The sequence below is a fragment of the Shimia sp. genome (assembly GCF_022448905.1).
GTDB lineage: Bacteria > Pseudomonadota > Alphaproteobacteria > Rhodobacterales > Rhodobacteraceae > Shimia.
Window position 1 is genome coordinate 189,344 of sequence record NZ_JAKVCW010000002.1, and the last position, 25,929, is coordinate 215,272.

The 25,929-nt window shown below is 58.3% G+C and carries 27 protein-coding genes; 12 read left to right on the top strand and 15 right to left on the bottom strand.

Translation table 11 applies throughout. The features are described from left to right. Positions 1-6: 6 nt before the first annotated feature. Both MK208_RS02655 and MK208_RS02660 read right to left on the bottom strand, forming a co-directional pair. The gene (locus tag MK208_RS02655) at positions 7-1,218 is read right to left on the bottom strand and encodes an RSP_2647 family RNA methyltransferase (RefSeq protein ID WP_294113614.1); all 1,212 of its coding nucleotides are present in this window, start codon (positions 1,216-1,218) and stop codon (positions 7-9) included. Positions 1,219-1,273: 55 nt separating this feature from the next. After that, entirely contained in the window at positions 1,274-1,945 is a 672-nt protein-coding gene (locus MK208_RS02660) for a DUF6778 family protein (protein ID WP_294113615.1), read from the bottom strand. Positions 1,946-2,094: 149 nt separating this feature from the next. Here MK208_RS02660 and MK208_RS02665 point away from each other — a divergent pair, with 149 nt between their 5' ends. After that, positions 2,095-2,529 carry an NUDIX domain-containing protein gene (locus MK208_RS02665; protein WP_294113616.1) on the top strand — a complete coding sequence of 145 codons (435 nt, stop codon included), beginning with the start codon at positions 2,095-2,097 and terminating at the stop codon, positions 2,527-2,529. Positions 2,530-2,536: 7 nt separating this feature from the next. On the opposite strand, the gene MK208_RS02670 is transcribed toward MK208_RS02665, so the two are convergent. The 3 genes from MK208_RS02670 to MK208_RS02680 are packed head-to-tail and all read right to left on the bottom strand — an operon-like array spanning position 2,537 to position 6,041. Further along, the gene (locus tag MK208_RS02670) at positions 2,537-2,806 is read right to left on the bottom strand and encodes a hypothetical protein (protein ID WP_294113617.1); all 270 of its coding nucleotides are present in this window, start codon (positions 2,804-2,806) and stop codon (positions 2,537-2,539) included. Position 2,807: 1 nt separating this feature from the next. Then, positions 2,808-5,594, bottom strand: coding sequence for a glutamine-synthetase adenylyltransferase (locus MK208_RS02675; protein WP_294113619.1), 2,787 nt, complete (start codon positions 5,592-5,594; stop codon positions 2,808-2,810). Between the two features lie 60 nt (positions 5,595-5,654). After that, a complete protein-coding gene (locus MK208_RS02680) occupies positions 5,655-6,041 on the bottom strand; it encodes a nuclear transport factor 2 family protein (RefSeq protein WP_294113621.1) in 387 nt (128 codons plus the stop codon). Between the two features lie 57 nt (positions 6,042-6,098). On the opposite strand from MK208_RS02680, the gene MK208_RS02685 reads away from it, so the two are divergent. The 3 genes from MK208_RS02685 to MK208_RS02695 all read left to right on the top strand — a co-directional run bounded on the left by MK208_RS02685 (position 6,099) and on the right by MK208_RS02695 (position 7,704). Continuing rightward, the gene (locus MK208_RS02685) at positions 6,099-6,566 is read left to right on the top strand and encodes a YbaK/EbsC family protein (protein ID WP_294113622.1); all 468 of its coding nucleotides are present in this window, start codon (positions 6,099-6,101) and stop codon (positions 6,564-6,566) included. Between the two features lie 173 nt (positions 6,567-6,739). Further along, complete coding sequence (locus MK208_RS02690; RefSeq protein ID WP_294113623.1) at positions 6,740-7,165, top strand: DUF2852 domain-containing protein; 426 nt, start codon at positions 6,740-6,742, stop codon at positions 7,163-7,165. Positions 7,166-7,254: 89 nt separating this feature from the next. Then, complete coding sequence (locus tag MK208_RS02695) at positions 7,255-7,704, top strand: RDD family protein (protein ID WP_294113625.1); 450 nt, start codon at positions 7,255-7,257, stop codon at positions 7,702-7,704. A 129-nt stretch (positions 7,705-7,833) separates the two neighbouring features. Here MK208_RS02695 and MK208_RS02700 read toward each other — a convergent pair whose 3' ends face one another. From MK208_RS02700 to MK208_RS02715, 4 genes are all read right to left on the bottom strand, one after another. Further along, positions 7,834-8,844: a hypothetical protein gene (locus MK208_RS02700; RefSeq protein WP_294113627.1), complete on the bottom strand. Its 1,011-nt coding sequence runs from the start codon at positions 8,842-8,844 to the stop codon at positions 7,834-7,836. 65 nt (positions 8,845-8,909) lie between these two features. After that, on the bottom strand, positions 8,910-11,264 hold the full coding sequence (locus MK208_RS02705; RefSeq protein ID WP_294113646.1) for a TRAP transporter large permease subunit: 2,355 nt from the start codon (positions 11,262-11,264) through the stop codon (positions 8,910-8,912). A 17-nt stretch (positions 11,265-11,281) separates the two neighbouring features. Next, positions 11,282-12,196, bottom strand: a complete 915-nt coding sequence (locus MK208_RS02710) for a TRAP transporter small permease subunit (protein WP_294113648.1) — start codon at positions 12,194-12,196, stop codon at positions 11,282-11,284. Positions 12,197-12,318: 122 nt separating this feature from the next. After that, positions 12,319-13,401, bottom strand: coding sequence for a TRAP transporter substrate-binding protein (locus MK208_RS02715; RefSeq protein WP_294113650.1), 1,083 nt, complete (start codon positions 13,399-13,401; stop codon positions 12,319-12,321). 250 nt (positions 13,402-13,651) lie between these two features. On the opposite strand from MK208_RS02715, the gene MK208_RS02720 reads away from it, so the two are divergent. Both MK208_RS02720 and MK208_RS02725 read left to right on the top strand, forming a co-directional pair. Further along, the gene (locus MK208_RS02720) at positions 13,652-15,079 is read left to right on the top strand and encodes a cache domain-containing protein (protein ID WP_294113652.1); all 1,428 of its coding nucleotides are present in this window, start codon (positions 13,652-13,654) and stop codon (positions 15,077-15,079) included. Next, positions 15,076-15,726, top strand: coding sequence for a response regulator transcription factor (locus MK208_RS02725; RefSeq protein WP_294113654.1), 651 nt, complete (start codon positions 15,076-15,078; stop codon positions 15,724-15,726). Before MK208_RS02720 ends, MK208_RS02725 begins: the two co-directional genes overlap by 4 nt. A gap of 3 nt (positions 15,727-15,729) precedes the next feature. On the opposite strand, the gene MK208_RS02730 is transcribed toward MK208_RS02725, so the two are convergent. Further along, on the bottom strand, positions 15,730-16,326 hold the full coding sequence (locus tag MK208_RS02730; protein ID WP_294113655.1) for a hypothetical protein: 597 nt from the start codon (positions 16,324-16,326) through the stop codon (positions 15,730-15,732). A gap of 172 nt (positions 16,327-16,498) precedes the next feature. Next, a complete protein-coding gene (locus MK208_RS02735) occupies positions 16,499-16,873 on the bottom strand; it encodes a VOC family protein (RefSeq protein WP_294113657.1) in 375 nt (124 codons plus the stop codon). Positions 16,874-17,175: 302 nt separating this feature from the next. Between MK208_RS02735 and MK208_RS02740 the strand changes: the two genes are divergently transcribed. The 3 genes from MK208_RS02740 to ilvN are packed head-to-tail and all read left to right on the top strand — an operon-like array spanning position 17,176 to position 19,910. Next, positions 17,176-18,930, top strand: coding sequence for an acetolactate synthase 3 large subunit (locus tag MK208_RS02740; RefSeq protein WP_294113659.1), 1,755 nt, complete (start codon positions 17,176-17,178; stop codon positions 18,928-18,930). Between the two features lie 3 nt (positions 18,931-18,933). Next, complete coding sequence (locus tag MK208_RS02745; RefSeq protein ID WP_294113661.1) at positions 18,934-19,335, top strand: hypothetical protein; 402 nt, start codon at positions 18,934-18,936, stop codon at positions 19,333-19,335. 11 nt (positions 19,336-19,346) lie between these two features. Next, positions 19,347-19,910, top strand: a complete 564-nt coding sequence (ilvN, locus tag MK208_RS02750; protein WP_294113663.1) for an acetolactate synthase small subunit — start codon at positions 19,347-19,349, stop codon at positions 19,908-19,910. 79 nt (positions 19,911-19,989) lie between these two features. Here the strand turns inward: ilvN and MK208_RS02755 are convergent, their stop codons facing one another. Continuing rightward, positions 19,990-20,373 (bottom strand): hypothetical protein, encoded by a 384-nt coding sequence (locus MK208_RS02755; RefSeq protein ID WP_294113665.1) that lies wholly within the window; start codon positions 20,371-20,373, stop codon positions 19,990-19,992. A gap of 306 nt (positions 20,374-20,679) precedes the next feature. Between MK208_RS02755 and MK208_RS02760 the strand changes: the two genes are divergently transcribed. From MK208_RS02760 to MK208_RS02770, 3 genes are all read left to right on the top strand, one after another. Next, entirely contained in the window at positions 20,680-21,438 is a 759-nt protein-coding gene (locus MK208_RS02760; RefSeq protein WP_294113667.1) for a helix-turn-helix transcriptional regulator, read from the top strand. 92 nt (positions 21,439-21,530) lie between these two features. Continuing rightward, positions 21,531-22,685, top strand: coding sequence for an aromatic ring-hydroxylating dioxygenase subunit alpha (locus MK208_RS02765; protein ID WP_294113669.1), 1,155 nt, complete (start codon positions 21,531-21,533; stop codon positions 22,683-22,685). Next, positions 22,682-22,894, top strand: coding sequence for a hypothetical protein (locus tag MK208_RS02770; RefSeq protein ID WP_294113671.1), 213 nt, complete (start codon positions 22,682-22,684; stop codon positions 22,892-22,894). The genes MK208_RS02765 and MK208_RS02770 overlap by 4 nt, the downstream gene beginning before the upstream one ends. A 9-nt stretch (positions 22,895-22,903) precedes the next feature. Here the strand turns inward: MK208_RS02770 and MK208_RS02775 are convergent, their stop codons facing one another. The 3 genes from MK208_RS02775 to MK208_RS02785 all read right to left on the bottom strand — a co-directional run bounded on the left by MK208_RS02775 (position 22,904) and on the right by MK208_RS02785 (position 25,927). Then, positions 22,904-23,554: a pyridoxamine 5'-phosphate oxidase family protein gene (locus MK208_RS02775; protein ID WP_294113673.1), complete on the bottom strand. Its 651-nt coding sequence runs from the start codon at positions 23,552-23,554 to the stop codon at positions 22,904-22,906. Between the two features lie 15 nt (positions 23,555-23,569). Then, complete coding sequence (locus MK208_RS02780; protein WP_294114106.1) at positions 23,570-24,301, bottom strand: DUF2189 domain-containing protein; 732 nt, start codon at positions 24,299-24,301, stop codon at positions 23,570-23,572. A 198-nt stretch (positions 24,302-24,499) separates the two neighbouring features. Beyond that, positions 24,500-25,927, bottom strand: a complete 1,428-nt coding sequence (locus tag MK208_RS02785) for an amidase (RefSeq protein ID WP_294113675.1) — start codon at positions 25,925-25,927, stop codon at positions 24,500-24,502. Between the last annotated feature and the right edge of the window lie 2 nt (positions 25,928-25,929).

Genomic DNA, 25,929 nt, shown 5'->3' on the forward strand with positions numbered 1-25,929 from the left:
TAGGTCTCACAGCCGGAAAAACAAAGACTTGAGGTATCCGCTCTCCGCCAGCTGCGGCATCAAAGGATGGTCCGGTCCGGCAAACCCGGTGTGAATAAGCTGCGCATGCCGCCCCGCCCGGCCAATGCCCCGCACCGAGGCACCACGGAACCGCGCCAGGTCTGCCGCATGTGAACAGGAGCACAGCCCCAGATAGCCACCTTCTGCCACCAAAGGCGCGGCCAGCCGTGCCACACGTTCATAGGCCCGCAGACCTTTCTCCAGCGCCGGTTTGGATGGCGCAAACGCCGGGGGATCACAGATCACCACATCAAACTTGGCGCCCTCTTCGCCCAGCGCGCTCAACACCTCAAACGCATCGCCCTTGCGCGTGGCAAAACGGTCTGCCACATCCGCCGCCGCAGCCCCGGCCTGCGCCAGTTCCAACGCTGCCGCAGAGCCGTCCACCGCCGTCGCTTGGCTGGCACCGCCCGCCAGAGCGGCGAGAGAAAACCCGCCAACATGGGAAAACACATCCAAAACCTTTGCATCTTTGCAAAGCCCGGCGGCAAATCCGTGGTTGGGACGCTGATCATAGAAAAGCCCGGTTTTCTGCCCACCGGTCAAATCCGCCATATAGGTCGCGCCATTCATCACCACGGGCACCGGTGCCTCTGGCGCCGCGCCCACCATGACGGCACTATCGTCTTCCAGCCCTTCCAGCCCCCGCGCCCGGCCAGAACCGTTTTTCAGCACATTGGACACGCCAGTCACCGCCACCAGTGCCGCCACCAACGGCTCAAGCAGCGCTTCGGCCCAAGCGGCGTTGGGCTGCACCACAGTGGTGTCGCCAAAGCGATCCACCACCACGCCGGGCAGCCCGTCGGCTTCCGCATGGATCAGCCGGTAAAATGGCGCATCAAACAGACGCTCCCGCATCGCCAAAGCACGGGCAAATTTGCCCTCAAACCACGCCTGATCCACCTGCGCTTCAGGGTCACGATCCAACATGCGGCAAAAAATCTTGCTCTGGCTGTTGGTCGCGACAAGCCCAAGGGGCTGCCGCTTGTCATCCTCCAGCACCGCAAGCGTGCCGGGCACAAGCCCTTTGGTGCGCCGGTCGGTGACCAGCTCATTGTCATAGGCCCAGGGAAATCCATGACGGATCGCGCGGGCATTGGCTTTGGGCTTCAACCGCACAACAGGGCGGCTGGACGAAGAAGAGGACGGCATAGACATGCCGCCCTCCTACTTGTTTCTCTCGGGTGTGAAAACCCTTGTCTGCCTGCTTGGCTTATTCTGCCGCGGCCAGTTGCTTGCCAATCGGCTCCAACGGCTGAATACGCTTGGTGGCGCCACGGTCTGGAGCACCAAAGCCTTCCGCTTTGGTCAGCTCATCGCGGACCACACGTGCCAGGTGCTGCGTGATGCGGTATTTCTGGGTCAGACCGCGGGATTCCGCTTGAATGGCCATCTGCCCACCATAAGCCACAAGGCTCGCCTTGATCGGCTTTGGACCACGCAACACGGTGCCAGTTTCTGGCTCGATGATGGTCATTATAAACTCAATCGAGTGCACCCCACCCACGGTGTAGCGGGTCTTCTCTGTCAGCGCGTGAAAGCGGGTCACTTCGATCTCCACCCGCACCGGCATCGCACCGTCCAGCGGATAGGCGCCCAAACGCACACTCTCATCAAAAATCGCCTTCACTTGCTGATAGCGATCACCCGGTGCATCGCCACGCCACACGATGTCACCAGGAGGGTAGTAGAGGTTCGCCTCGGACACCTTCAGCGTGGTTGGCACCAGAACGTCAAAGCTCTCAAGCGCATAGGATGGCGCAGGCGCGGCCATCTCGGTGGATGGCACATCGTATGGCGCGTTCCGGCTTGCGGTGTCTACCGACGCACATGCGCTTGCACCCAATGCCAAGACCAGTGCTGCAAAGATTTTTCCCATCGCCATGTCCAACTCCTCGGGCGGTTCTCGCCTCTGCTGTGTCCCTGCAAATTTGCGCGCCAATTGGGGCACGATTGCGACCCGCGCTGGACGTTTCAAAGGAATTAACTAAAAGTTGAGACACCCAGTATCACCCGCCTGAGGCACTTGTTTTTATGACACAAACCGTCGCCACCGCATTGATCCTCAATCCTGAAGGAAAGATTTTTGCACATCGGCGCAGCCCAACACGGCGCCTGTTTCCCGGCTGTTGGGATCTGGCGGGTGGGCATGTGGACCCCGGTGAAACTGTCGAAGACGCTTTGTCCCGCGAGGTCTTTGAAGAAACCGGTTGGGCAGTGGATCAGATCCGCGCGGAACTGTCGCCAAAGACCTGGCAAGCCGAGGACGGCCCTCGGCATGAGTGGCAGTTCGTCGTGACTGTTTCAGGCGATCTGACAGCACCGGTACTCGAAAACGGCAAAGTCGACGCATGGTGTTGGATTGACCGCGAGAACCTAAAAACGCTCAAGCAAAACCGCCCCGCCGGTGACAGTTTTATACACGACAGTGTTTTGGAAGCGCTCGATTGGCTCGACGCAAACGCCTAACGCTCTATCAGTTACGAGGCCTTGAACGCCACCCACCACGGCGTTTGGGCGTGCGCATCTCCACGCTGCCCTCTTCCAGAACTTGTGTCATCGGATGGCCCGGATGCTTGCTGCCCAGATGTACAATCAACATCTCAATCGCATCGCGGGTGTCCACACCGTCCAGAAGCGACAGAGCCCAATCCAAAAAGATCGTCCGGCACTCCGAGGGCTCAATACCCTCCATCCGGTAACTCTCGTGGATCAGCCCCTTGGGGTCGCAATGCGAAATGTCCATGTCATGCCTCCCCTGTGGCCGCCAAGGCCGCTGTGACTGTCGTCGCCGCCGTCTCAGTCGCATCCGTCAACTTGCGCAACACAGCCTCGATATCGTCCGCACCGGTTTCACGCAACAAAAACGCCCGACCACCAGCGCCAATTGTATTGGGTGCAATGGTGCTGCCCGAAAGTAACTTCGACGCCAACTGCACCTGCCAGCAAAGCCGATAGGTGCTGGCAAGGTCTGACGCGTCTGAGGCAGAAAGCCAGCCAATTGCGACACCCGCTTGCAAGCCCTGCGTCACCGCCCGTCGAGACGATCCGGCCAAAAGCGCCCCGGTCTGGCTCAACAACTCGATATCCTGCAACCGACCTGCGCCAATCTTGGCATCCCATGGCCCGTCCGGCGCTTTGGCCGCCGCAATCCGCGCCCGCATTTCTTGCACGTCTTTGCCAATCGCTGCCTTGTCTTTTTCGGGTGCCAAAACCTCCTGCCGGAAGCCTTCGACTTCCGCCATCAACTCCGGCGCGCCGGTCACAGGCCGCGCCCGCGTCAGCGCCAGATGCTCCCAGGTCCAGGCTTCATTCATCTGGTAGTTCTTGAACGATGCCAAAGACGTCGCCACCGGCCCCTGCGTGCCAGACGGACGCAAGCGCATGTCGACCTCGTAGAGCCGCCCTTGCGACATGGGCGCGCTCAGCGCCGTCACCAAGGCCTGTGTGAACCGCGCATAATAGGGCCGCGCCGCCAAAGGCCGCCGTCCGTCAGAGGCTTCCACGCCATCCGCGTCATAAATCACGATCAGATCCAGGTCAGACGTTGCATTAAGCCGCTGCGCCCCCAAAGACCCCATGCCAAGCACAATCGCGCCCCGCCCCGGCATAGGCCCGTGTTTGGAGGCAAAATGATCCGCCACAGGCTGCCAGAGCCCTGCCAAAACCGCCTCGGCCAAATCCGCATACTGTCGCCCAGCCTCCTCCGCGCCGATCAAGCCGCGCAGATGATGTACCCCAATGCGGAACTGCCATTCCTTGGCCCACCGCCGCGAGCCATCCAGCTGCGCCTCATAGTCCTCATCCCGCGCCAGCCGCTCCTGCAGCTCTTCGGTCAACTCGCGCACGCCTGGCCACTCGGTAAAGAAGCTGCCGCCAATCACCGCGTCAAACACACCGGAGTTGCGCGACAAATGCTGTGCCAGCGCGGGCGCAGTGCCCACAATATCCACCAAAAGATCAATCAACTGCGGATTGGCCTCAAACAGCGAGAACAGCTGCACGCCAGCGGGCAGTCCACGCAAAAAGCCGTCCAACGCCAAAAGCGCCTCATCCGGCTTTGGCGCCTGCGCCAGACGCCGCAAAATCTCTGGCCGCACGCGGTTGAATATCTCCACCGCACGCACGCTGCGCATGGCCGGATAGCTCTCCCAACGTGCAATGACGTCCTCATCAAACGCGTGGGTCACATCTTCGCCACCCTCCGGCGCGGCATCCGGCGCAAAGAACCCCTCGGTCATCTCATGCACTTCGGTCAGCCGCTCCTGCAACTCTTTGCGAATGTCCGCCTCGTCGCGCCCCATCAGGCCCGCAATCCGGCCCCAGCCCTCTTCGCTTTTGGGCAACAGATGCGTCTGCGCGTCCGCCACCATCTGCACGCGGTGCTCCACCTCGCGATGAAAGCGGTAGTGATCGGACAGCGCTTCGGCCACATCCTCCGGCACCCAGCCCTTGGAGGCCAGCTTGCGCAACCCCGGAACCGTATGGCGGTCTCGCAGATACGGATCGCGCCCACCTGCGATCAGCTGCCGTGTCTGGGTAAAAAACTCGATCTCCCGAATGCCACCGCGCCCCAGCTTCATATTGTGACCGTCCAGCGTGATCTCACCGCCCAGCCCTTTGTGCTCACGAATGCGCAGTCGCATGTCATGCGCGTCCTGAATGGCGGCAAAATCCAGATGCTTGCGCCAAACAAAAGGCGTCAGCGTATCAAGAAACTTCTGCCCCGCTGCCAGATCGCCTGCCGAAGGCCGCGCCTTGATATAGGCCGCCCGCTCCCAAGTCCGCCCCAGGCTCTCATAATAGCGCTCCGCCGCCTCCATCGCGAGGCACACCGGTGTCACCGCCGGATCAGGTCGCAGACGCAGATCGGTGCGGAACACATAGCCATCGCCGGTGATGTCATTGAGCATTGCCGCCATCTTGCGCGTTGCCCGAATGAAACTCGCCCGCGCGTCATGATAATCCTCCGGATCAAACCGGCTTTCATCAAACAGACAGATCAGATCAATGTCAGAACTGTAATTCAGCTCATGCGCACCCATCTTGCCCATGGCAATCGACACCATGCCGCCCGCTGTCGGAATGTCATCCTCGGTAGCGCCGGGCAGTTTCTTGCGCCGAATTTCCGCACCAATCGTGGCCTCGAGCGCCAACTGGCTCGCCAGATCGGCAAAATCCGTTAACGTGCCCGTCACCTTTTCCAGCGACCACGCCCCAGCCAAATCGGCCAATGCCGTCAGCAAAGCCACCTTGCGTTTCGCAGCCCTTAAAGCGGTTGGCCGCTGATCCGGTGCACCGGCCTGCAACCCCGCAAACACCGCCGCCAAAGCCACATCCGCATCCTGCAACGCCTCCGGCAACCAGGCCGCTTCCTTGTGGATCAGGCTTTTCAGGTAGGGACTTGATCCCGCCGTGCCTTCAATCAACTTGGCCAGATCGCCAGACAACGCCGGCACCGCCGCCCGCGCCTCCGCACCAAGATCAGTGTCAAACGGGCGTGGCAGGCGGGTGATTTGTGATTCAAACAACATGGCGCGACTTTGAAACCGCCATGCGCGAAGGTCAATTGGCGGTGCTGCCGCAGGGGCGGCTTAAGGCACCCCGTCCCCGGTCAACGGCGTGTCCTGACTGAAGCTGTTGACCCAGTTCCCAATGCGCCTCTCCCACAGGGAGCTCACCAACATGACCTCCCAGTCAGACTTGCCAACCCGCAGATAATCTGCGCGATAGATCAGCAACCCGCTGTCCGCCTCCGTGGCCCGAACCTGCACCTCGCTCAGCCGGTATTTCGCCACCGTTGCGCCGCCGTCCAACTGCCCTGTGTGGGCGTCCTTTCCGGCAAAGCCATCGGGATACACCCCGATAAAATCTTCACTCAGCAACGCCCCATCCGCGTCCCCATCGCCTGTCACCAGCGCATCCCACACTTGGGTTTCCAGCGCCAACAAGGTCTCTTTCAAATCAGTCTGTTTTTCCATGCTGGCACCCTGCGGCGCGCCATGGCAGAAATCAACCCGAGGACGAGGAGACCAACTATGAGCAAAAGCCTGAAACGCGTGCGCGCCGCCTTAGAAGCCGCAGGCAAAGAGATCGACATCCGCGAAACCGACGGCGCCCGCACCGCGCAAATGGCAGCCGACGCCGTGGGCTGCGACGTCGATCAAATCGCAAAGTCCATTGTGTTTCAAAACGCCGACACCGGAGAGGTCGTCCTGTTCCTGACCGCCGGCGGCCGCCAAGTTGACCCTCACGCCGCCGAAGCGCTCCTTGGCGCACCTTTGACCCGCGCAGATGCCACCGTGGTGCGCACACAAACCGGCTTTGCCATTGGCGGGGTCAGCCCGGTGGGCCACCTCTCCCCAATTCAAGCCTTTATGGACACGCGCCTGACTGAGTTTGCACAAATCTGGGCCGCGGCTGGCACGCCAAACCACGTATTTTGCCTCTCTCCAGAGGATTTAGAGCAGATTTCCGGGGCCAAGACCTGCACTTTTAGCACCTAAAGCAAAATTTTTCTCGACCAATTTATTCAACCAATACAGACACATAACCATCAAATGTAAAAACCTTTCACATTTTCCCTTGCAATGCGCAGCCACACTCCCAATCTAGGTAATGTGAAAGCGATTTACATACCGCCTCACAGAGACACAACAGACACAACTCGGAGACAGTTATGACCCCTGCCGCAACCGCCCATACCGCCGACACCCAGCACCTCAGCTGGTTTGGCAAGAGCGAGGCCTGGCTGGACAGCAAAGGCAAAGGTGCCTGGATTGCCGCCATGGTTCTTGGCTTCGTGTTCTTCTGGCCTGTTGGCCTGGCCCTTCTGTTCTACATGATCTGGAGCAAAGATATGTTCAAGAAATCCTCCCGCAACCGCAGCTGTTCTCGCCGCATGCATGTGATGGCCTCCTCCGGCAACAGCGCCTTTGACAGCTACCGCGACGAGACCCTGCGCCGTCTGGAAGACGAGCAGAAGAGCTTTGAGGACTTCCTGGAGCGTCTGCGCGCCGCCAAAGACAAGGCAGAGTTTGACCAGTTCATGGACGAACGCGCCACCAAAGCGGCCGACGAGCGCCGTGAAACCGAAGACGCCTAAGCGCGCGCCTTTATGAGCAGTCACGGCGCGGGAGACATCTTCCGCGCCGTTTTCTATACAATACCGGCCCCCACCAAAACGAGAGAGACATGAGCCACCGCAGCTTTGCCCTACCCGATCCGGACACCCAGACCGAGTTTTACGAAGACGTGACTTTCAAGCGCCTGCTGGCGTGGCTGATCGACACCGGCCTGATCTTTGTGCTCTGTGTGCTGGTGCTGCCGTTCACCGCCTTCACCGGCCTCTTCTTCTTTGGTGCGCTGTTGTTTGTGTTTGGCTTTGCCTACCGCGTGGTCACCATAGCCACCGGCTCCGCCACCTGGGGCATGCGCCTGATGTCCATCGAACTGCGTCAATCCGACGGCAGCCGTTTTGATCTCGGGTCCGCCTTCCTGCACACCTTGGGCTTCACGGTGTCCGTAATGTTCCCAATTCTGCAAATCATCTCGATTGTGCTGATGATCACCACGGACCGCAAACAAGGCCTCACCGACCACGTCATGGGCTCCGTCGCCATCAACCGCGCCGCGCGGTACTAGAACGGCTAAAACCCAAATAGTGATTACCCTGGAGCGGGCGCACCGGACGCCCGCTATCTACATCACGCCCGAGCCCCCGAAGCGACGTTAAACAGTCCCTCACTGGAATGGATCTCTTGAGACAAGCGATCAACGGTACGGAATGCTAAACCCAAGATCTGCAAAGACCTGCGAAATCGAGATCGCATTGGACCACTGACTTTCGACGCGAAACATCCGATACCCCGCGCTTGGAACCGTACTGCCGAGCCCCCGGATATCAGGAAGCAAAACGGTAATTGGAAAAAAGCCGCGATAATTGACAGCTGTGTGCAAGTACAGCGCTTGCGCCTCATCTCGTTCATAGGCAGGTGCTGCAACAGCCCACGTCTTCTCCAAGTCATATTTGATCGACCAACTACGATCCCGGTTGCTTTCGTAAAAAGACCGCGACGCCCAATCCGACAAGTCCAAAGTCACGTCACCCGCCTTAGCTTGTCCGACGATGACCGCATTCTCTTCATGGGACCACAAATGCACCTTGGCAATGTCGTAGTCACTGCCGGCCCAAATCACGCGGACGGCGGCAACCTGCCCGGTTTCCAGAACATGCACACACAACTGGCCACAAGAGTTGCCAATGTAGCCAAACGTGCCCAACCTATCGACTTTCTTTTGGGGCAAAACGACATCGAGCACCTTGACCTGTTCAGCAAGTGGCATGTCGGGTGCAACGTCTGCTGGCTGTAAGCCACTGACCCAGATCTTTGAAACTGCAAATGGCCCCATCGCAAACACAACCGCCAACGTGGCCGAAATCAGCCATGCACTACGAGTTTCTCGCAAAATACCGGGCGCGAAAAAGAGCCCGTAGAAGAATCCGTTGATGCACACAATCATAACTGGGTAACCGATGAACAACGTATACAAGGCAATCATCAACGGCATCCCGGGGATGGCCGCTGCAACAGCCACAATTCCCAACAAAAACATCAGAACAAAATATGTCTTACGCAAACCAACTCTCCTTCTGGAAAGTCCTGTTTGCACGCAGATTAAGACAATTTTAAGGAGAGCCCTGACCGCAATCAGATACCTTAAGGCGCGCAGCTTTGTCTGCTGAACAAACCATAAACGCCACGCCGCAACCGAATTCGACATACATCCCAAAACGCAAAACGGGGGCCAAATGGCCCCCGTTTCTTTTTGGTCTTTTACGTCTCAGATCAGTTCCCGATCAGATCCGGCAGGATCGTCACGATCGATGGCACGTACCATAGGATCGCAAGCCCCACGACCTGGATGAGCACAAAAGGAATGATGCCCTTATAAATATGCCCGGTCGTGACCTCTCTTGGCGCCACCCCTCGCAAGTAGAAAAGCGCAAAACCAAAGGGAGGTGTCAGGAACGAGGTCTGCAGGTTCACCGCGATCATGATGGTGACCCATTTTGGATCAAAGGTACCGCCGTAGATGACCGGGCCGACAATCGGGATCACGATGTAAATGATCTCGAGGAAGTCGAGCACAAAGCCCATCACAAACAGCACCAGCATCACGATCAGGAAAACCTTGAACTCGTTGTCAAACGACTTCAGGAATTGCTGAATGTAATGCTCGCCACCAAAGCTGATCACCACCAGGTTCAGGAGCTGCGAACCGATCAGGATGGTGAAGACCATCGAGGTCACCTTCGCGGTTTCCCGCACGATCGGCGAGAGCACCTTGCCACGGAACAGCACGAAGCAGCCGTAAAGCAGACCAAACATCGCAAACAGATAGGTGCCTTTGGCCACGAAGAACGCAATCACGTTCTCAGTGGAGACAACTTCCTGGTTGATACGCAGGTCAAAGTTCACGCCTACAAGGATCATGATGATCACCGCAAAGGTCGACCAGATGATGATCCCGCCGGAACGGCCCTCATCGTGCAGACGCCGGTAAGCCGCCAGCATGATCGCCCCACCGGCACCCAGCGCAGCCGCCGGTGTCGGGTTGGTGATACCACCGAGGATCGAACCCAGCACAGCAATGATCAGAACCAGCGGTGGGAAGACCACACGCAGCAGTTCGTTTTTGCCCAGCAGACCCGCGCCATAGCGCACACCGTAGAGCGTCATTGCCAGAGGGATAGCCATGTAGATCAGCGTCCAACCCGGCGTTGTCACCGGCGAGATCACCAGTGCATCCACGGCCAGAGCCAGAACAATACCAGCACCACCAATCAGCAGCGGACGGGTGTCCGCGCTTGGTGCCACACCACGTGCCGTGGTCAGGATCAGAGCCAGCAACAGGTAGCCGATGGCCAGGCCAGAACCGATTGGCGCCGCAGCCGCAATCTTCTCAACACGCAGAGCAGAGCGCTCTTCGTCAGTCAAAGCCCGCGCTTCGGCCACCCCGCCCGCTTCGTCAATCGCTGTCTGTTCAGCCACAGCCTGATCCCAGGCCAACTGACCATGCAGCTCAATCATCGACGCTTTACACTCTTCGCCAACGTTGGTGCGCAGGCTGGCGGTTTGACCCGCATCCGAGAAGCTGTCCACGGTCACGTCCTGAGAGCCAATCACATTGACCTGTCCCAAAAGGATAACACCAGCAATCAGACCCGCAGGAACCGCGAGGAACCAAGTCAGACTCTCACCACGGGTGATGGCTTCACCGCCGCTGTCTCCCATTTCCACCGCTGGGGCTTCTTTGGGGTTAAACAGCGCGTAGCCAAAGGCATAGAGACCATAGAGCACCGCCAGCATGATGCCGGGGATCAGCGCCGCCTGGAACAATGTCCCAACAGACACAACTGCTGGCTCACCCAAGAAGGTCAGCGCATCAGAACAGCCTGCCACCTGCGCACGGTTTTCTTGTGCAGCAGAGTAAAGGTCGCCCGCCAGCGTGCCGAGAAGAACGATCACGATAGATGGCGGAATAATCTGGCCCAGCGTACCAGACGCCGCAATCACACCGGTTGCCAGCTTCGGGTTGTACCCGTGCTTCAGCATAGTTGGCAGCGACAGCAAGCCCATGGTCACAACCGTTGCGCCCACGATACCGGTGGAGGCCGCGAGGAAAGCACCCACAACCACAACCGACACCGCCAGACCGCCTGGCAGCGGGCCAAAGACGCGCGCCATGGTGGTCAGAAGGTCGTTTGCGATCTTGGAGCGTTCCAGCGTGATTCCCATCAAAACAAACATCACAACCGCCAACAGCGTTTCGATGGACTGACCGGCAAGCACACGCTCGTTCATCCGGTTGACCACAAAGCTGATGTTGCGGTTCATCGCCTGTTCCCAGCCGCCCGGGAACACGGATTCTGCCACACGCGGCAAATCCGGGTATCGGAAGATCGAGATTGCGTCCGCCTTCACCCCTTGCGCGATCAAGTCGGCGTACATGGTTGAGCTGGTGTCAATCGCTTGGTGAATCAGGATCCCGGCACTGTCCAGCGCCGCAATGATCCCGAAGGAGATAACCCCTGCGCCACCGATGGCAAACGCCACAGGGAAGCCGGAGAGAATGCCCCCAAAGAGGCAGAGGAAGACGATAATCAGGCCGATCTCGACCCCATCAAGTCCAAATAGCATTAGTTCTGCCCCTTAGATCAGTGTGTGCCTTCATAGGCTTCTTCACCCTCGCCCAGCGTATCGCGGTCGAGGTATTTGCCAGCGCTGCCGGCGCCTTCTTTGAACTCGAGATACGAGCGATAGAAGAACGCAATGGACTGCAAGAAGACCATGCCGGCAAAGCAAATAAGAAGCACTTTGAAGAGGAAGTAAGCGTTGAAGCCGTTTGGAGAGAAACCGATGGTTTCCACGTTCCATTTCAGGATACGGGCCTTTTTCATCAGGATCTCAACCTTGTCGGACGCCGATACCTTCGGGGTCACAAGGTGACGCCACATGAAGAACCAGCCGTACATCCAGGTCAGAACCGCAACCGGCATCATAAACAGCAGCGAACCGAGCATATCGATCACACGCTTTGCACGGTGGCTGATCGCGGAGTAGACAAGGTCCACGCGGACGTGGCCGCCCTGCACAAAGGTGTAGGTCGCACACATACAGACGATCATGGCGTTATACAGCTTCAGCTCTTCCGCCCACCAGCTCACGTCAAACGTCAGCCAGCTCACGCCGTAAATCAGGCTGATCTCTGGCACCGTGAAGATCCGCTGCATAAAGACGATCACGATCTGCTGAAGAACCATCAACAGACCCGCCCACGCAAAGAAACGGCCCACCGAGTTGGCAAGACCTTCCAGAACGCGCACGCATCCCCACATGAAATTGGGTCGCGCAATACCAACCGCCGTAACGATCAGGAAAAGCGTGAACACCACAAAGAAAAACTCAACCGAGCCACCGTAGTAAACAAACCGCATCAGCGCTTGTTTGTCCTCGGTGGTCTCAAGGCCGCCAATCCAGCTCAGCCACATGCCCGGATGTGTGATCGCGTATCCCGCGTTCACAAAGGCTTGGCCAATGTTGGAAAAGAACCAGACCAGACCGTCCAGCATTGTCCCCTCATCCCCTTATTGTTTTTGGATTTTTGACAGTGCTGCGATCCGCGCCCTGTCTGTTTTTGCAAAAGGCCCCCCGGAAATCACCGGGGGGCCAATTTGCTTAGCGTCTCAAGGGCTTAGCCCATCACGCGGTCACGCTGTGCACGGTATGTCCCTTCGGACTTAACCAGCCAGTTGGAAGACGCAGCCATGCTGGTCTCCACAGACGCGCGAATTTTTGCGAACAGTTCGTCGTCCATGTACTCGTCCATGGTCTCTTTCGCGGCTGCGCCCATTGCGTCCCATACGGAATCTGGGAATTCCAGAACCTTCACACCACCGGCTTGCAGACGCTGCAGCGCCGCACCGTTGTTGTTCAGGAACTGCGCCAGGTTCCACTGGTGGGTGGCTGCGGCGGCAGTTTCGATGATTTTCTGGTTTGCAGGGGTCAGACCTTCGAACACTTCGCGGTTGGTCGCCAGCGTCAGAGCTGCACCTGGCTCGTGGAAGCCCGCGGTGTAGTAGAACTTGGTGATTTCCTGGAAACCGGCTTTCTCGTCGGCCCACGGACCGATCCACTCGGTGCCGTCGATCGCGCCAGACGCCAGCGCCTGATACACTTCGGAACCTGGCAGGTTCTGTACGGAAGCACCCATCTTGCCGAGCGCCTGACCACCCAGACCTGGCATACGGAACTTCAGACCTTGGAAGTCCTCTGGACCAGCAATCTCTTTGGAATACCAGCCACCAGCCTGTGCACCGGTGTTACCTGCGATGAAGGACTTCAGGCCGAAGATTTCGCCCAGTTCGTCATGCAGTGCGTGGCCTTCGCCGTGGTAGTACCAGTTCACCAGTTCCTGTGCGGTCATGCCGAACGGAACCGCGGTGAAGTACGCGTAACCTGGGTGCTGGCTTACGAAGTAGTAGTCAGCGGCGTGGTACATGTCAGCCTGACCAGCGGTCACAGCGTCAAATACTTCAAACGCGCCAACCAGTTCGCCTGCGGCTTTGATGTCAACGGTCAGGTTGCCATCGGACATCGCGTTGATGGTGTCTGCTGCGTGCTGAGCCGCGTCAAACACACCCGCGAGGCCACGGCCCCAGGATGTTACCATGGTCAGAGTCTGCTTGCCGGTCGCATAAGCAGGCGCCGCCAGAGTGCTGGCCGCTGCTGCGGTACCGCCAAGTGCAGATGTTTTCAGAAAAGAACGACGATCCATTAAGGTTTTCCTCCCAGAAATTATGTTCAGCCCGGTTCTCGCTCCAGAGAGTCCGAGCGGATCGTTGAAGTGTGGCGAGCCTAGCGGTGACCCTACGTAGAGGAAATACCCACTACCGCGTAGAAACCGACCAAATGGCAAAAAATGCTGACCAATTCCGGCAAAAAAATTGTAAATCACGGCAACGTTAGCGCCACCGTTTTTGATTCTCTTCTATGATTCGCCCCCGATCTCTCGTAACGAATCGAACATGCGACCTTTCTTACCCTACTTGCGCCTGTCTTATGGTCAGAAGCTCTTCTTGCTGGCCACTGTACCGCTGCTTTTGGCTGTGGCGGCCATCTCCGTGCTGGTGGCCAACCAATCGCGCCAATTGGCCGACCGCGAGATCCGTGCGCTGGAAACCCAGCTGATCGAAGCCAAGAAAGCCGAGCTTAAAAACTATATTTCCATCGCCCGAACAGCCTTTGTGAACATCTATGGCCGCGCCGCTCCAGATGACGACGAAGCCAAGCTTGCTGTCACGCAAATCCTGTCGTCCATGCTCTATGGCCAAGACGGCTATTTCTTTGTGTTTGACTACGACGGCAACAATTTGGTCAGCCCGAGACAAACGTATCTGATTGGCAAAAACTGGCGTGGATTGACCGACTTGAACGGTACCGAAGTCACTGATCCGATGATCGACATCGCCCGCACCGGCGGCGGCTATCACAGTTTTGACTGGGCTAAGCCCTCATCCTTAGAAACTGCCCGAATGGTCACCTATGTGGTCGGCTTGCAAGATTGGCAGTGGGTGGTTGGCACCGGCATATTTATCGACGACGTACTTGAAAGCGTCGCCGCTGCGCGCGCCGATGTAGAGGAACGCGTGCAACGCACTTCTTTCTACATCCTGGTGATCACCGTCGCCTGCCTCACCCTTGTTTTCCTCTCCGGCTTCTTCATCACTGTGCGCGAACGCCGTCTTGCTGACGCCAAACTCAAAGCCCTGACCCAGCGGGTGTTTGACGCGCAAGAAGAAGAGCGTGGCCGCGTGGCTCGCGAATTGCATGACGGCATCTCGCAACTGCTTGTTGGCGTACGTTATGCCCTCGATAGCGCGACCCGCCGCCTCAAGAACGGCGACGAACGCGGATTAGAGTCTCTGGAAAAGGGCGTTGATCACCTCTCTGGCGCTATCCAGGAGGTCCGCCGTATCTCCCGCGACCTGCGCCCCGGCGTGCTTGACGACCTCGGCCTCGGCCCCGCCCTGAAAGCCCTGACAGACGACTTTTCCACCCGCACAGGAATTGAGACCCACTTCAACACCGTGGTTTTCCGCAACCGCCTCGATCAAGACGCCAAAATCGCGCTATACCGGATTGCTCAGGAAGCCCTAACCAACATCGAACGCCACTCCGGAGCCACCACCGTCTCCATCGACGTGCGCGGCCACAAGAAAGGCGCCACCCTGCGGATCGCTGACAACGGCAAGGGCCTGCCGCAGGAACGCGATCCCTCCGCGCGCGGCGGCCTCGGTCTGCGCAACATGCAGGAACGCGTTGAGCAACTCGACGGCACCCTCCGCATATTCTCCTCTCGCTCCGGCACGGTGATTGTGGCAGAAGTCCCGCTAAGCCACATCCTGACGCCCGAAACCGAGGGCAACGACAAGACCCGAAAGGCCAGCGCATGAGTTCAGACACAACCATCAAAGTGATGATTGTCGACGATCACCCCATGGTGGCCGAAGGCATCGAGTCCATTCTGGAAAGCTATGACGACATCACCGTTGTCGGCACCCTCTCCAATGGCCGCGAGGCCGTGGACCAACTGCCCACGCTGAATCCCGACGTGGTGTTGATGGACCTCAACATGCCAGAGATCGGCGGCCTCACCGCCACAGAAATGCTCCTGGAGATGGACCCTGACCTGCGCGTGTTGATCCTGTCGATGCACGACAGCCCGGAGTACATTTCCACCGCGCTCAGCCATGGGGCGATGGGCTATGTGCTCAAAGACGTGCCCACAGAGGAAATCAAAACCGCGATCGACGCTGTGATGAGCGGCAAGAAATACCTCTGCACCGGCGCCAAAGGCTCGCTGGAGCCATCCGAGGATGGCGCCCGCGAACCACTCACCAGCCGCGAACAAACTGTTTTGTTGCAACTGGCCCAGGGTAAATCCAACAAAGAAGTTGCCAATGAGCTCAACATCTCGGTGCGCACCGTGGAAACCCACCGCAAAAACATCAAACGCAAACTGGGCATCTCCTCCACCGCTGGCCTCACCCGCTACGCCATGGAACACGGCGTGCTGCAAGGCACCGGTGTTGGTCTATAGGCGTTACCGCTTGCGGCTCTTTCCAAGATTCAACCGCGCCCAGGCGGTATAATCCGCATCATTGGCGTTACATGAAAAAGTGCGCCGGTATTCAAACAGTTGCGGAAGTTGGCTTAAGTCAAAGAACCGCTTGTGTGTGCCAAGCACATCATCGCCACTGATACTCGCCACAACTTTTGTAATCAGCGCATAGAGCCGTTTTGCGCGCGCGATCCCTGGAAGCTCTTCGATTTCCTCGGTAATCCCTTTGACCAAGTCGCCAAGGGCTTCTTCCAAATCATCATCTAAAATGCTGTCCTCTTCCATGAGGTACCAGGTTACTTCGATTTGGCTGTCAGAGGGCACCCAAACGCCCATCCACTCCCCGGTATGCTGCAGTTCCTTCCATTTGCCGCGATCAGCTTGAGTAAAAGTCACGTAATTGTCCGACCCGCCCACATGGGTGTCCTCAAGCACGCCTCTATTGGACCGCTGAATCACTGTGACAATCCCGTAAATCTCATCATCGCCGGGATCATCGTCCTTATCATTGAGGTCTTCGTCCTGTAGGCGCTGCATCCGCGCCCACATGTTGGGAATAACCAATCGCCGGTAGGACATAGCCCTCTCCTTTCAAAATGCTGCTGTGAAATGAATGCGCAAATAATAACATAAAACAGCGATTTTGCAGGGTGGCGCTCCAAAACGTGTCGACGTCCAAAGTTGGTTCCTCAACTTTATCGCGCCTAAAGGTCAAAACGGCATAGAGGCGAACACAGTAGCTCCCATACGGCTATGAAATCCCCTCACCGAAAAACACCAGGTTTCCATCTTCATCCAGTACGTGGAACTCGCGCTGCCCATAGTCCTGATCAAAGGGCGCCCGAACGCGACCCTGTGGCAATGCGTCTAACGCCTCCTGCATATCAGCAAACAACGCGTCTATTTGCTGGACGTCGATGTAGAATGACGTCTCCCGCCCCGTCAGGTCGTCACCCGGATCCACTTCGATCAAACGCACCGCCACGGCCTCGCGCCGTAAGAATGCGTAGTTATCGGCCGTAAATCCCACCTCAAAGCCCAACACATCCCGGTAAAACGCGATTTGCCGCGCCAAATTGCTGCAGGGAACAAACGGTGTGATCTGATTCAGACTGAATTTACCCATGATTTTTCCTCAAATTTCGCGAAAGCCGGTGGCTCACGCAACAAATGCAAAGATTTTACGCCCGAAACGGTGCTTTTCTGTAGATTTCGCGGTTGACGCCGCGATGCAGCAGCCATAAGGTCCGATCCGAACACAATAAGTGACCCCACTTGAGGACAAATACGATGCCAAGGCTAGTCGTCATTGTCGGAATTAGGCGCATGGGCCGGTAACGGACACCATAACGGTACCCCATGCGCCCTCGCTGATAAGCGGGGGCTTTTTTGTGTGAGCTAGTAATGTCGTCGGTAACGGAGAGAATGATGACACGTCAGATGACCGGAGCAAAAATGGTGGTTCAAGCCCTGAAGGATCAGGGTGTGGACACAGTCTTTGGCTATCCCGGAGGCGCGGTGCTACCGATTTACGACGAGATTTTTCAGCAAAATGACATCCGCCACATCCTGGTGCGGCACGAGCAAGGCGCGGTTCACGCCGCCGAAGGTTATGCTCGCTCAACCGGCAAGGTTGGCGTGGCGCTGGTAACCTCCGGCCCCGGCGCAACCAACGCAGTGACCGGCCTGACCGATGCCCTGCTGGACTCGATCCCGATTGTGGTTCTGACCGGCCAGGTGCCAACCTTCATGATCGGCTCGGACGCCTTTCAAGAAGCCGACACCGTGGGTATCACCCGCCCCTGCACCAAACACAACTGGTTGGCCAAGGACACAGACACCCTGTCTGAAACCCTGCACCAGGCCTTCCACGTGGCGCGCTCCGGCCGCCCCGGCCCGGTGTTGGTCGACATCCCGAAGGACGTGCAATTCGCCAACGGCAAATACACCGCGCCGGAGAAGTCGGACACCTCGATCTATGAGCCCGAAACCAAGGGCGACATCACCGCGATCAACGAGTTGGTTGAAGCAATGGAGAAGGCTGAACGCCCTGTGTTTTACACCGGCGGCGGCGTGATCAACTCCGGCCCGAAAGCCTCCAAGCTGTTGCGTGAACTGGTGGATGCCACCGGCATTCCAATCACCTCCACCCTGATGGGCCTTGGCGCCTATCCGGCGTCTGGCGAAAACTGGTTGGGCATGCTCGGCATGCACGGCCTGTACGAAGCCAATATGGCGATGCACGACTGCGACCTGATGATCAACATCGGCGCGCGCTTTGATGACCGTATCACCGGCCTGATCTCCGCCTTCTCGCCCGGCTCCAAGAAAGCCCACATCGACATCGATCCGTCTTCGATCAACAAGGTGATCCCGGCGGACATCCCGATTGTGGGTGACGTGGAAAGCGTGCTGACCGACATTCTGAAAGTCTGGAAGGCCCGTGGCCGCACCGTGAACCGCGAAGCGATCGCCAAATGGCAAAACCAGATCAGCGATTGGCGCAAGGTGGAATGCCTGAAATACGTTCAGGAAGGCAACGTCATCAAGCCACAGTACGCGCTGGAGCGTCTTGAAGCCCTGACCAAGGACCACGATCGCTACATCACCACCGAAGTGGGCCAACACCAAATGTGGGCCGCGCAGTACCTCGGCTTTGAAGATCCCAACCGCTGGATGACCTCCGGCGGCCTCGGCACCATGGGCTACGGCGTACCAGCCTCCGTTGGCGTGCAAGTGGCCCATCCTGAGAGCCTCGTAATCAACGTGGCCGGTGAAGCGTCTTGGCTGATGAACATGCAGGAAATGGGCACCGCGGTACAATTCCGCCTGCCGGTGAAACAATTCATCCTCAACAACGAACGCCTCGGCATGGTGCGCCAGTGGCAGGAGTTGCTGCACGGCGAACGCTACAGCCACAGCTGGTCCGAGGCCCTGCCTGACTTTGTAAAACTCGCCGAAGCCTTTGGCGCCAAAGGCATCATCTGTTCCGATCCGGATGATCTGGACGAGGCGATCTTGGAAATGATCAACTACGACGGCCCGGTGATCTTTGACTGTCTGGTGGAGAAACACGAGAACTGCTTCCCGATGATCCCGTCGGGCAAACCGCACAACGAAATGCTTCTGGGCGAAGCCAGCACCCAAGGCGCCATCGAAGCCGGCGGCGCGGTTCTGGTGTAACCAATGCGATTGGTGTCGATAATAGCGATTGCCATTGGCGTCGGTATTGTCGGCTACCAGTTGGCACCTAAGCGCCCGACGCTTTTGGAGGTTGAATGGATGCAAGACGCAGACCTATGGAGAGCAAGTGAAATTGCTACGACATCGGGTGAATACTGTATCTGCCCACCATATGAATGCGCTTCGATGTTTGAAACTACGTTGCTCGTCAACGACCGAAAATTTTTCGGTACAAATTCGAGGTATCTTCTGGCTTCACCGTCTGGACCAGTATCAACCAAAACCAAACCAATGCGCATTGCCAGCATATCGTCCAAGCAAAAATGCTTCGAAATGAACAAAGGCGATGAAGTCGCCTTCGAACTAAGAAAGGCTGGAGATAGCTTTTCTCTCAGCGTTTACTGAAAGGCAAACCCATGGCTGCTCTAAAAATCAAAAAAGGCTCCACGAGCCACTCCGCTTACAACCTACGTCCGAACTTCTCCGACGAGGTCGAGACCCACACGTTGGCTGTTCTGGTGGACAACGAGCCGGGCGTTCTGGCCCGTGTGATTGGTCTTTTCTCCGGGCGAGGCTACAACATCGAAAGCCTAACCGTGGCCGAGGTCGACCACACCGGTCACCTGTCGCGCATCACCATCGTGACCACCGGAACACCGCAAGTCATTGAACAGATCAAGGCGCAGCTGGGCCGGATTGTACCAGTACACGACGTGCATGACCTGACCGTCGAAGGCGCCTCCGTGGAGCGTGAACTGGCCCTGTTCAAAGTCGCGGGCTCTGGCGAAAAACGCGTCGAAGCCTTGCGCTTGGCCGACATCTTCCGCGCCAACGCAGTGGACAGCACGCTGGAGAGCTTTGTCTTTGAACTCACAGGCACGCCCAGCAAGATCGATGCCTTTGCCGACCTTATGCGCCCCTTGGGCCTGATCGAAGTGGCGCGTACCGGTGTGGCTGCCCTGTCGCGCGGCTCCGAATAAGACCACCTGCTCAGCACAGTAAAAAAGGGGCCGCTTGGCCCCTTTTATTTTGATTGTTTGTCCGAATGCCCGGGTTCAGCTAACTGACCTTGCGCGACCGCGCCGCCGCCTCCAGATCAATCACCTTTGCCGAGGTCTTTTTGTCCTCCACCGCTTCCGGCAAGTGCAACGCCGCCCGCAGCGCGCGTCCAACCTCTCCGGTTTCCACCGCCATCGCCGCCTGCAACAGGTGCTCGGCCAAAGGCGTGCCCGGCGCCAGGCGACGCAGATTAAACGCCCGCCGCTGATGCCCAACCATCATTATGTCGAACATCACCAGATCACCAGCCGCCAAAGTGACCACGTCGCTCCCCAAAGCAGACGCGTCTTTCTCGGCATTGAAATAGGCCAGATTCGCGTGATCTTCACACCAAATAACCGCTGTACCACCTTTGCTGTCATGCCAAAGCACAACGCCATTCATTCCCTTCCCTCCCCTGAAACTCGTTATGTCCCGTGCACAAATGACCCTGCCAAAAACACAGCCGGATCATCTCCCTGCCCCAGCCTACAGCCAGTTTCCCATCAACCTATGGTCAATTTTGTGTCGACCCCATTGCAAGCTGGTGCCAATATGCGCCAAGATGACGCCATTAAGCATCGATTTTGACCATATGCGAATTTTGCACACGTTCTGCGGGTCTTTCAATGACAAACACAGCCGGAGAGCCAATTGTCACAACCCGAGACTGTATCGCCAAGCGAAACGCATCCAGCAGAACTGCGAAGGATGTTCGGGCGAAACCTCCGGCATCTTTGCGCGCCCTACCGCTCAGTTTCCGATTTGTGCAGGCAGTTGGGAATCAACCGCACGCAATTCAACCGATACTTGTCAGGAGAAAGCTTTCCCCGCCCTGATGTGCTGCACCTGATCTGCCAGTTCTTTGACGTCGACGCTCGCATTCTGCTTGAGCCTTTGGACAAGCTGGACACCCGTCCGGGCGTGCTTAACCATCCCTTCCTGGCGGCCAATGTTGGAAGTGGCATGCTCCCACTATCTGAAGAGGCCTTGCCATCCGGGTTTTATCGTTTCTCCCGCAAAAGCTTTGTGGAAGACGACCTCGTGATTGTTGGATTGGTCTATATTTTCCGGGATGGGGAGTACACGTTTCTGCGCGGATATGAACCCCGCCAAGCCATGAGCACCCATGGACTGCCCACCAACAGCCCTCTGCGGGAGTTCCGAGGATACGTGTCCGCGCAGGAAGATGGCATCTCCATCAATGTTGCCCACCGCCACAACATGGCGGCAACATTCAACTACCTGGGGCGTGTCGCCGCTTTCAACAACACATTTTGGGTTGGCTATGCAGCCCGCCCCACCCGCGAAACCCTACGCGGCCGCCGCGTGGCGCGCATGGTCTATGAACATGTCGACGCCCCGCTGCGCGACATCGTCGCCTTGGCCCGTCAAACTGGATACGTCAGCCCGGATGACTTGCCCGAGTTCCACCTGCACCACCTGATGCTGGACACCCCGTTTACCTGACTGGCGCATCTGCGGCATCTGCTGTCGCAGACAGGCCGGACCACGCTTAACTATGCCGCCTAGGCTACCAGTGCCAGCCTCTGGAGCCCGCCATGTCCAACCAAAAACCTCTCGCCGATCCCCTCGCCGCCGTGCGCCAGCCCGTGGCCACCGCCAACGGATTGCCAAATGCGCATTATACCGATCCGGGGGTGTTTACCGAAGAAGCCGACGCCCTGCTGAAGTCCACATGGGCGGGGCTCGCCGTCGCTTCCGATGTGCCCGAGCCCGGCGATGCCGTGCCACTGACCTTCCTTGGCATGCCGCTCCTGCTTCTGCGCGACAAAACGGGTACTGTGCGCGTGTTTAACAACGTCTGTCGCCACCGCGGCATGATCCTCGTAGAGGAACCGCGCAAAATCGAAGGCGCCATCCGCTGCCCCTACCATTCCTGGTGCTATGCCACCGATGGCCGCTTGGTCACCACACCCCACGTCGGCGGTCCCGGCCAAAACACCGATCCAGATATCGACCGTGCCACACTTGGCCTGATCGAAGTCCGCTCCCACATCTGGCACGACATTGTCTTCGTCAACATCTCCGGCGATGCCCCCGCCTTTGAAGACCAACACGCCGCCCTGCTTTCGCGCTGGCACGCCTTTGACCAACCCCACATCCACGGCGGCGCAGACAGCCGCTTCACGCTGGATGTCGCCACCAATTGGAAGCTTGCGGTGGAAAACTACTGCGAAAGCTACCACCTGCCCTGGGTTCACCCCGGCCTCAACAGCTACTCCCGCCTGGAAGATCACTACAACATCGTCGAACCGGAGCACTTCTCCGGCCAGGGCACCCACGTCTACCGCCAACTCACCGCTGAGGATGGCACCACCTTCCCCGACTTCGCCAACCTGCCCGCCTTCTGGGATCAGGGCGCCGAATACGTCGCGCTCTACCCCAACGTGCTCCTCGGGGCCCAGCGCGACCACGCCTTTGCCATCATCCTTGAACCACTAGCCCACAATCATACCCGCGAACACGTGCATCTCTACTACGCCCACCAAGACACTGACGACTCCCTACGCTCTCAAAATGCCGCCCAATGGCAACAGGTGTTTGAAGAAGACATTTTTGTGGTCGAAGGCATGCAACGTGGTCGCTCTGCGCCCCACTTTGACGGCGGCCGCTTCTCCCCTGCCATGGACGCGCCCACCCATTGTTTTCACGACTGGGTCGCCGCGCGTCTGCAAGCGCACCGCGACCAATGAACGACTTGGAAGCCCACCTGCTCGCCGCCCATTCCGAGGGCGAAAAACATGCGCTGATCACCCTCTACGAAGAGGCCGCCACAGCGGCCAAAACCCCCGAGGCCGAGGGCTTTTTCCTCACCCAGGCCTATGTCTACGCGCTTGAGACAGGCCACCCCAAGTCAGCCGACCTGCACCGGCGACTTAAAACCACGGGGCGAGAGGCCTGACGCACCTTGTCAGTACATTGTCTCCCGATACCGCGCTTCCAGCTGCGCATCGAGTTCGGCCATCTCCTCAGGATCTTCAGGTGCACCCGTACTCTGATCCAGCACAATTTTGCTCAGTGAAGGCATCTCGCTGCGGTCCTGCAGCGACGCCGGATCCCACAATTTGGAGCGCCGAAACGCTTTGGCACAGTGCAGAAACACCTCTTTCACCGACACCACAATCGCCGCGCGCGGCAACCGCTCTTGCACCTCCATCAGAGCTAGCAGCTCCGGGTCCGTGGTCACCTGAGCCGTGCCATTTACGCGCAACGTCTCGTCAAACCCCGGCACCAGGAAGATCAGCCCGACATTGGGGTTCGCCACAATATTGGTCAGACTATCAATCCGGTTGTTTCCCGGCCGCTCCGGGATCACCAATGTGCGCGCATCGAGCACCTTCACAAAGCCCTCGGGATCGCCACGCGGTGTAACGTCTGCCAGCCCATCCGGCGCTTGCGTGCCCAGACACAAGAACGGCGAACGCTCGATAAAGCTGCGCGCATGTTTGTCCAAATAGTCGATGCATTTCTTCTGCGACAACGACTCCGGGTTTGGCGTTTTGAACACCTCCCGCAACCCCGCCTCGTCCGAAATCACAAACTCCGACTTTATCTCGACCATCTCGCCTGCCCCTGCTTAGCTGTCCTGCGCACCCGCCGCTTTGATCTGCGCGTACAGATGCCAACTGCCATGGCCCAGGACGGGAAGGCAAATCAACAAACCGAGAAACCCGGGGATCAGCGCGGCAAAGGTCAAGCCCGCGACCATCGCCGCCCAGACGAGCATCACAACAAAATGGTTCTGCACATAGGCAAAGCTGGTGATCATTGCGGTCACAAAATCAATCTCCCGATCCAGCAACAGCGGCAACGACAACACCGTGATCATGTACAGCAGCAGCGCAAACAGAAACCCGACGATCGAGCCCACCAGCAGCATCGTGATGCCGTTTGTGGTGGTGTAGATCTCAAAGGAACTCGACACATTGGTCATCGGTGCCAGCCCCAGAAACAGCGCAAAAATCATATGCGCCAGAAAGAACCAGAACAGGAACACAATGATGATGATGGCGCATATCGACGGCAGCTGCCTTTTGCTCTGGCGCCAGACCACACCGGCAATCAACGGCCAATTGATCTCCCAGCCGCGCTCCAACCTCAGCGACACTTCGTACAGTCCCACTGCAGCAAACGGCCCCAACAGCGGAAAGCCAATCGCCGCAAACGTCAGCCAATAACTCTGCCCGCTCGCCACCGTCAGCCAGGTCATCAGCCAGCCGCCAATCACGTAAAACAGGCCAAAGCCAATGCCATACATCGGCTTGCGGAGAAAATCGCGCAGCCCCAACCGCAGCGACTGTCCCAACATGCCCACCGAAACATCGCCCAACGCGGGCGCCCCGTGGTCGCGCTCGCCATTGGCGGTGCGCGCAGCAGACAGTTGCGTTTCTTTCATGGGTTTACTCGTGGTGCGTTGGTCCTCCGCACCCACATTGGTCTCCTCAGACATGCGCCCTCCCCGCGCCTGCTCGCTCCCCCGCGATCAAAGCTGGTTTGCTATCTTAAATCAACCGTTTGCGCTGTACGGCGGGCGTTTATTGGGCCAGTTGGTCGCCGCGTGGTAGGCCTGCGCAATCTCCAGCACCCGCACATCCGTGCCTTTGGCGCCAATGATCTGCATGCCCATCGGCAGGCCTTCATCGCTAAACCCCACCGGCACGCTGATCGCAGGCAACCCAAGCAAGCTCGCAGGCACCATCACCTGCATCCAGCGGTGGTAGGTGTCCATGGTCACACCAGCAATCTCCTTGGGCCAATCCCACTCTGCCGGGAAAGGGAACACCTGCGCCACGGGCAACACCAAAACCTCATAAGTTTCAAACAGCTTGGCCGCCGCGGCAAACCATTCCGACCGCACCTTGGTGGCACAATGCAACGCCATCGCCCCCATCTCCATACCGCGCTTGATTTCCCACTGCGCCGCAGGCTTGAGCCGCCCTCGCGTGGCCTCATCCTCATAAAGCGCGGCCAACTCCCCGGCCAAGGCAAAGGCCCGCAAGTCGCTCCAGCTCTGGAACATCGCTTCCGCATCAAAAGGCGGCGCCACATCTTCCACCTCCGCGCCCAACTCCCGAAGTACGCCAAGCCCTGTCTCACAAAGCGGCAAAATCCCCGCTTCCATCGGCATCACCCCGCCCCAGTCGCCCAACCAGCCAACCTTCGCGCCAGCGACATCACAGGCCTCCGGCAAGTCCCAGTCCCGCTCTGGCATATTAAACGGCACCCCCGGCTCGGCTTCGGCCATCACCGACAGCAACAGCGCACAATCGCGCGGACTGCGCCCCATCGGACCAATGGTGGACAACTGCTGCCAGAAGCTCTCCGCCCCAACCTCTTTGGGCACGGTCCCCCAGCTTGGCCGGAAGCCATAAACGTTGTTCCACCCGGCTGGATTGCGCAGGCTGCCCATCATGTCACTACCGTCTGCCAGCGCCACCATGTTCATCGCCAAAGCCGCGCCAGCCCCGCCGGAACTGCCCCCTGCCGTCCGACTGGCATCAAAGGGGTTCAACGTCACCCCATGCACCGGATTGTAACTGTGGGAGCCCAACCCAAATTCCGGGACATTGGTCTTACCAATGAAAATCGCCCCTGCCGCCCGCATCCGCGCCACAAAGGCACTGTCGCTGTCCGCCACCCGATCGGCAAACAACGGGCTGCCTTCAGTGGTCCGCATGCCTTTGACATCTGAAAGCGCTTTCACCGCAATGGGCATGCCATGCAACGCGCCGCGCTCGGCAACCGGCACCGCATCCGCGTACCGCCCCTCCGCCAACAACACCTCAGAGTCCCGTAAGTCCACAATAGCGTTCACCGCAGGATTGCGCGCTTCAATCCGCGCCAAAGTCGCCGCCATCACGGCCTCCGCGCTCAGATCCCCGCCACGCATCGCCGCTGCCAACTGGCCCGCATCCCAATCCAGAAACTCTGCCATAC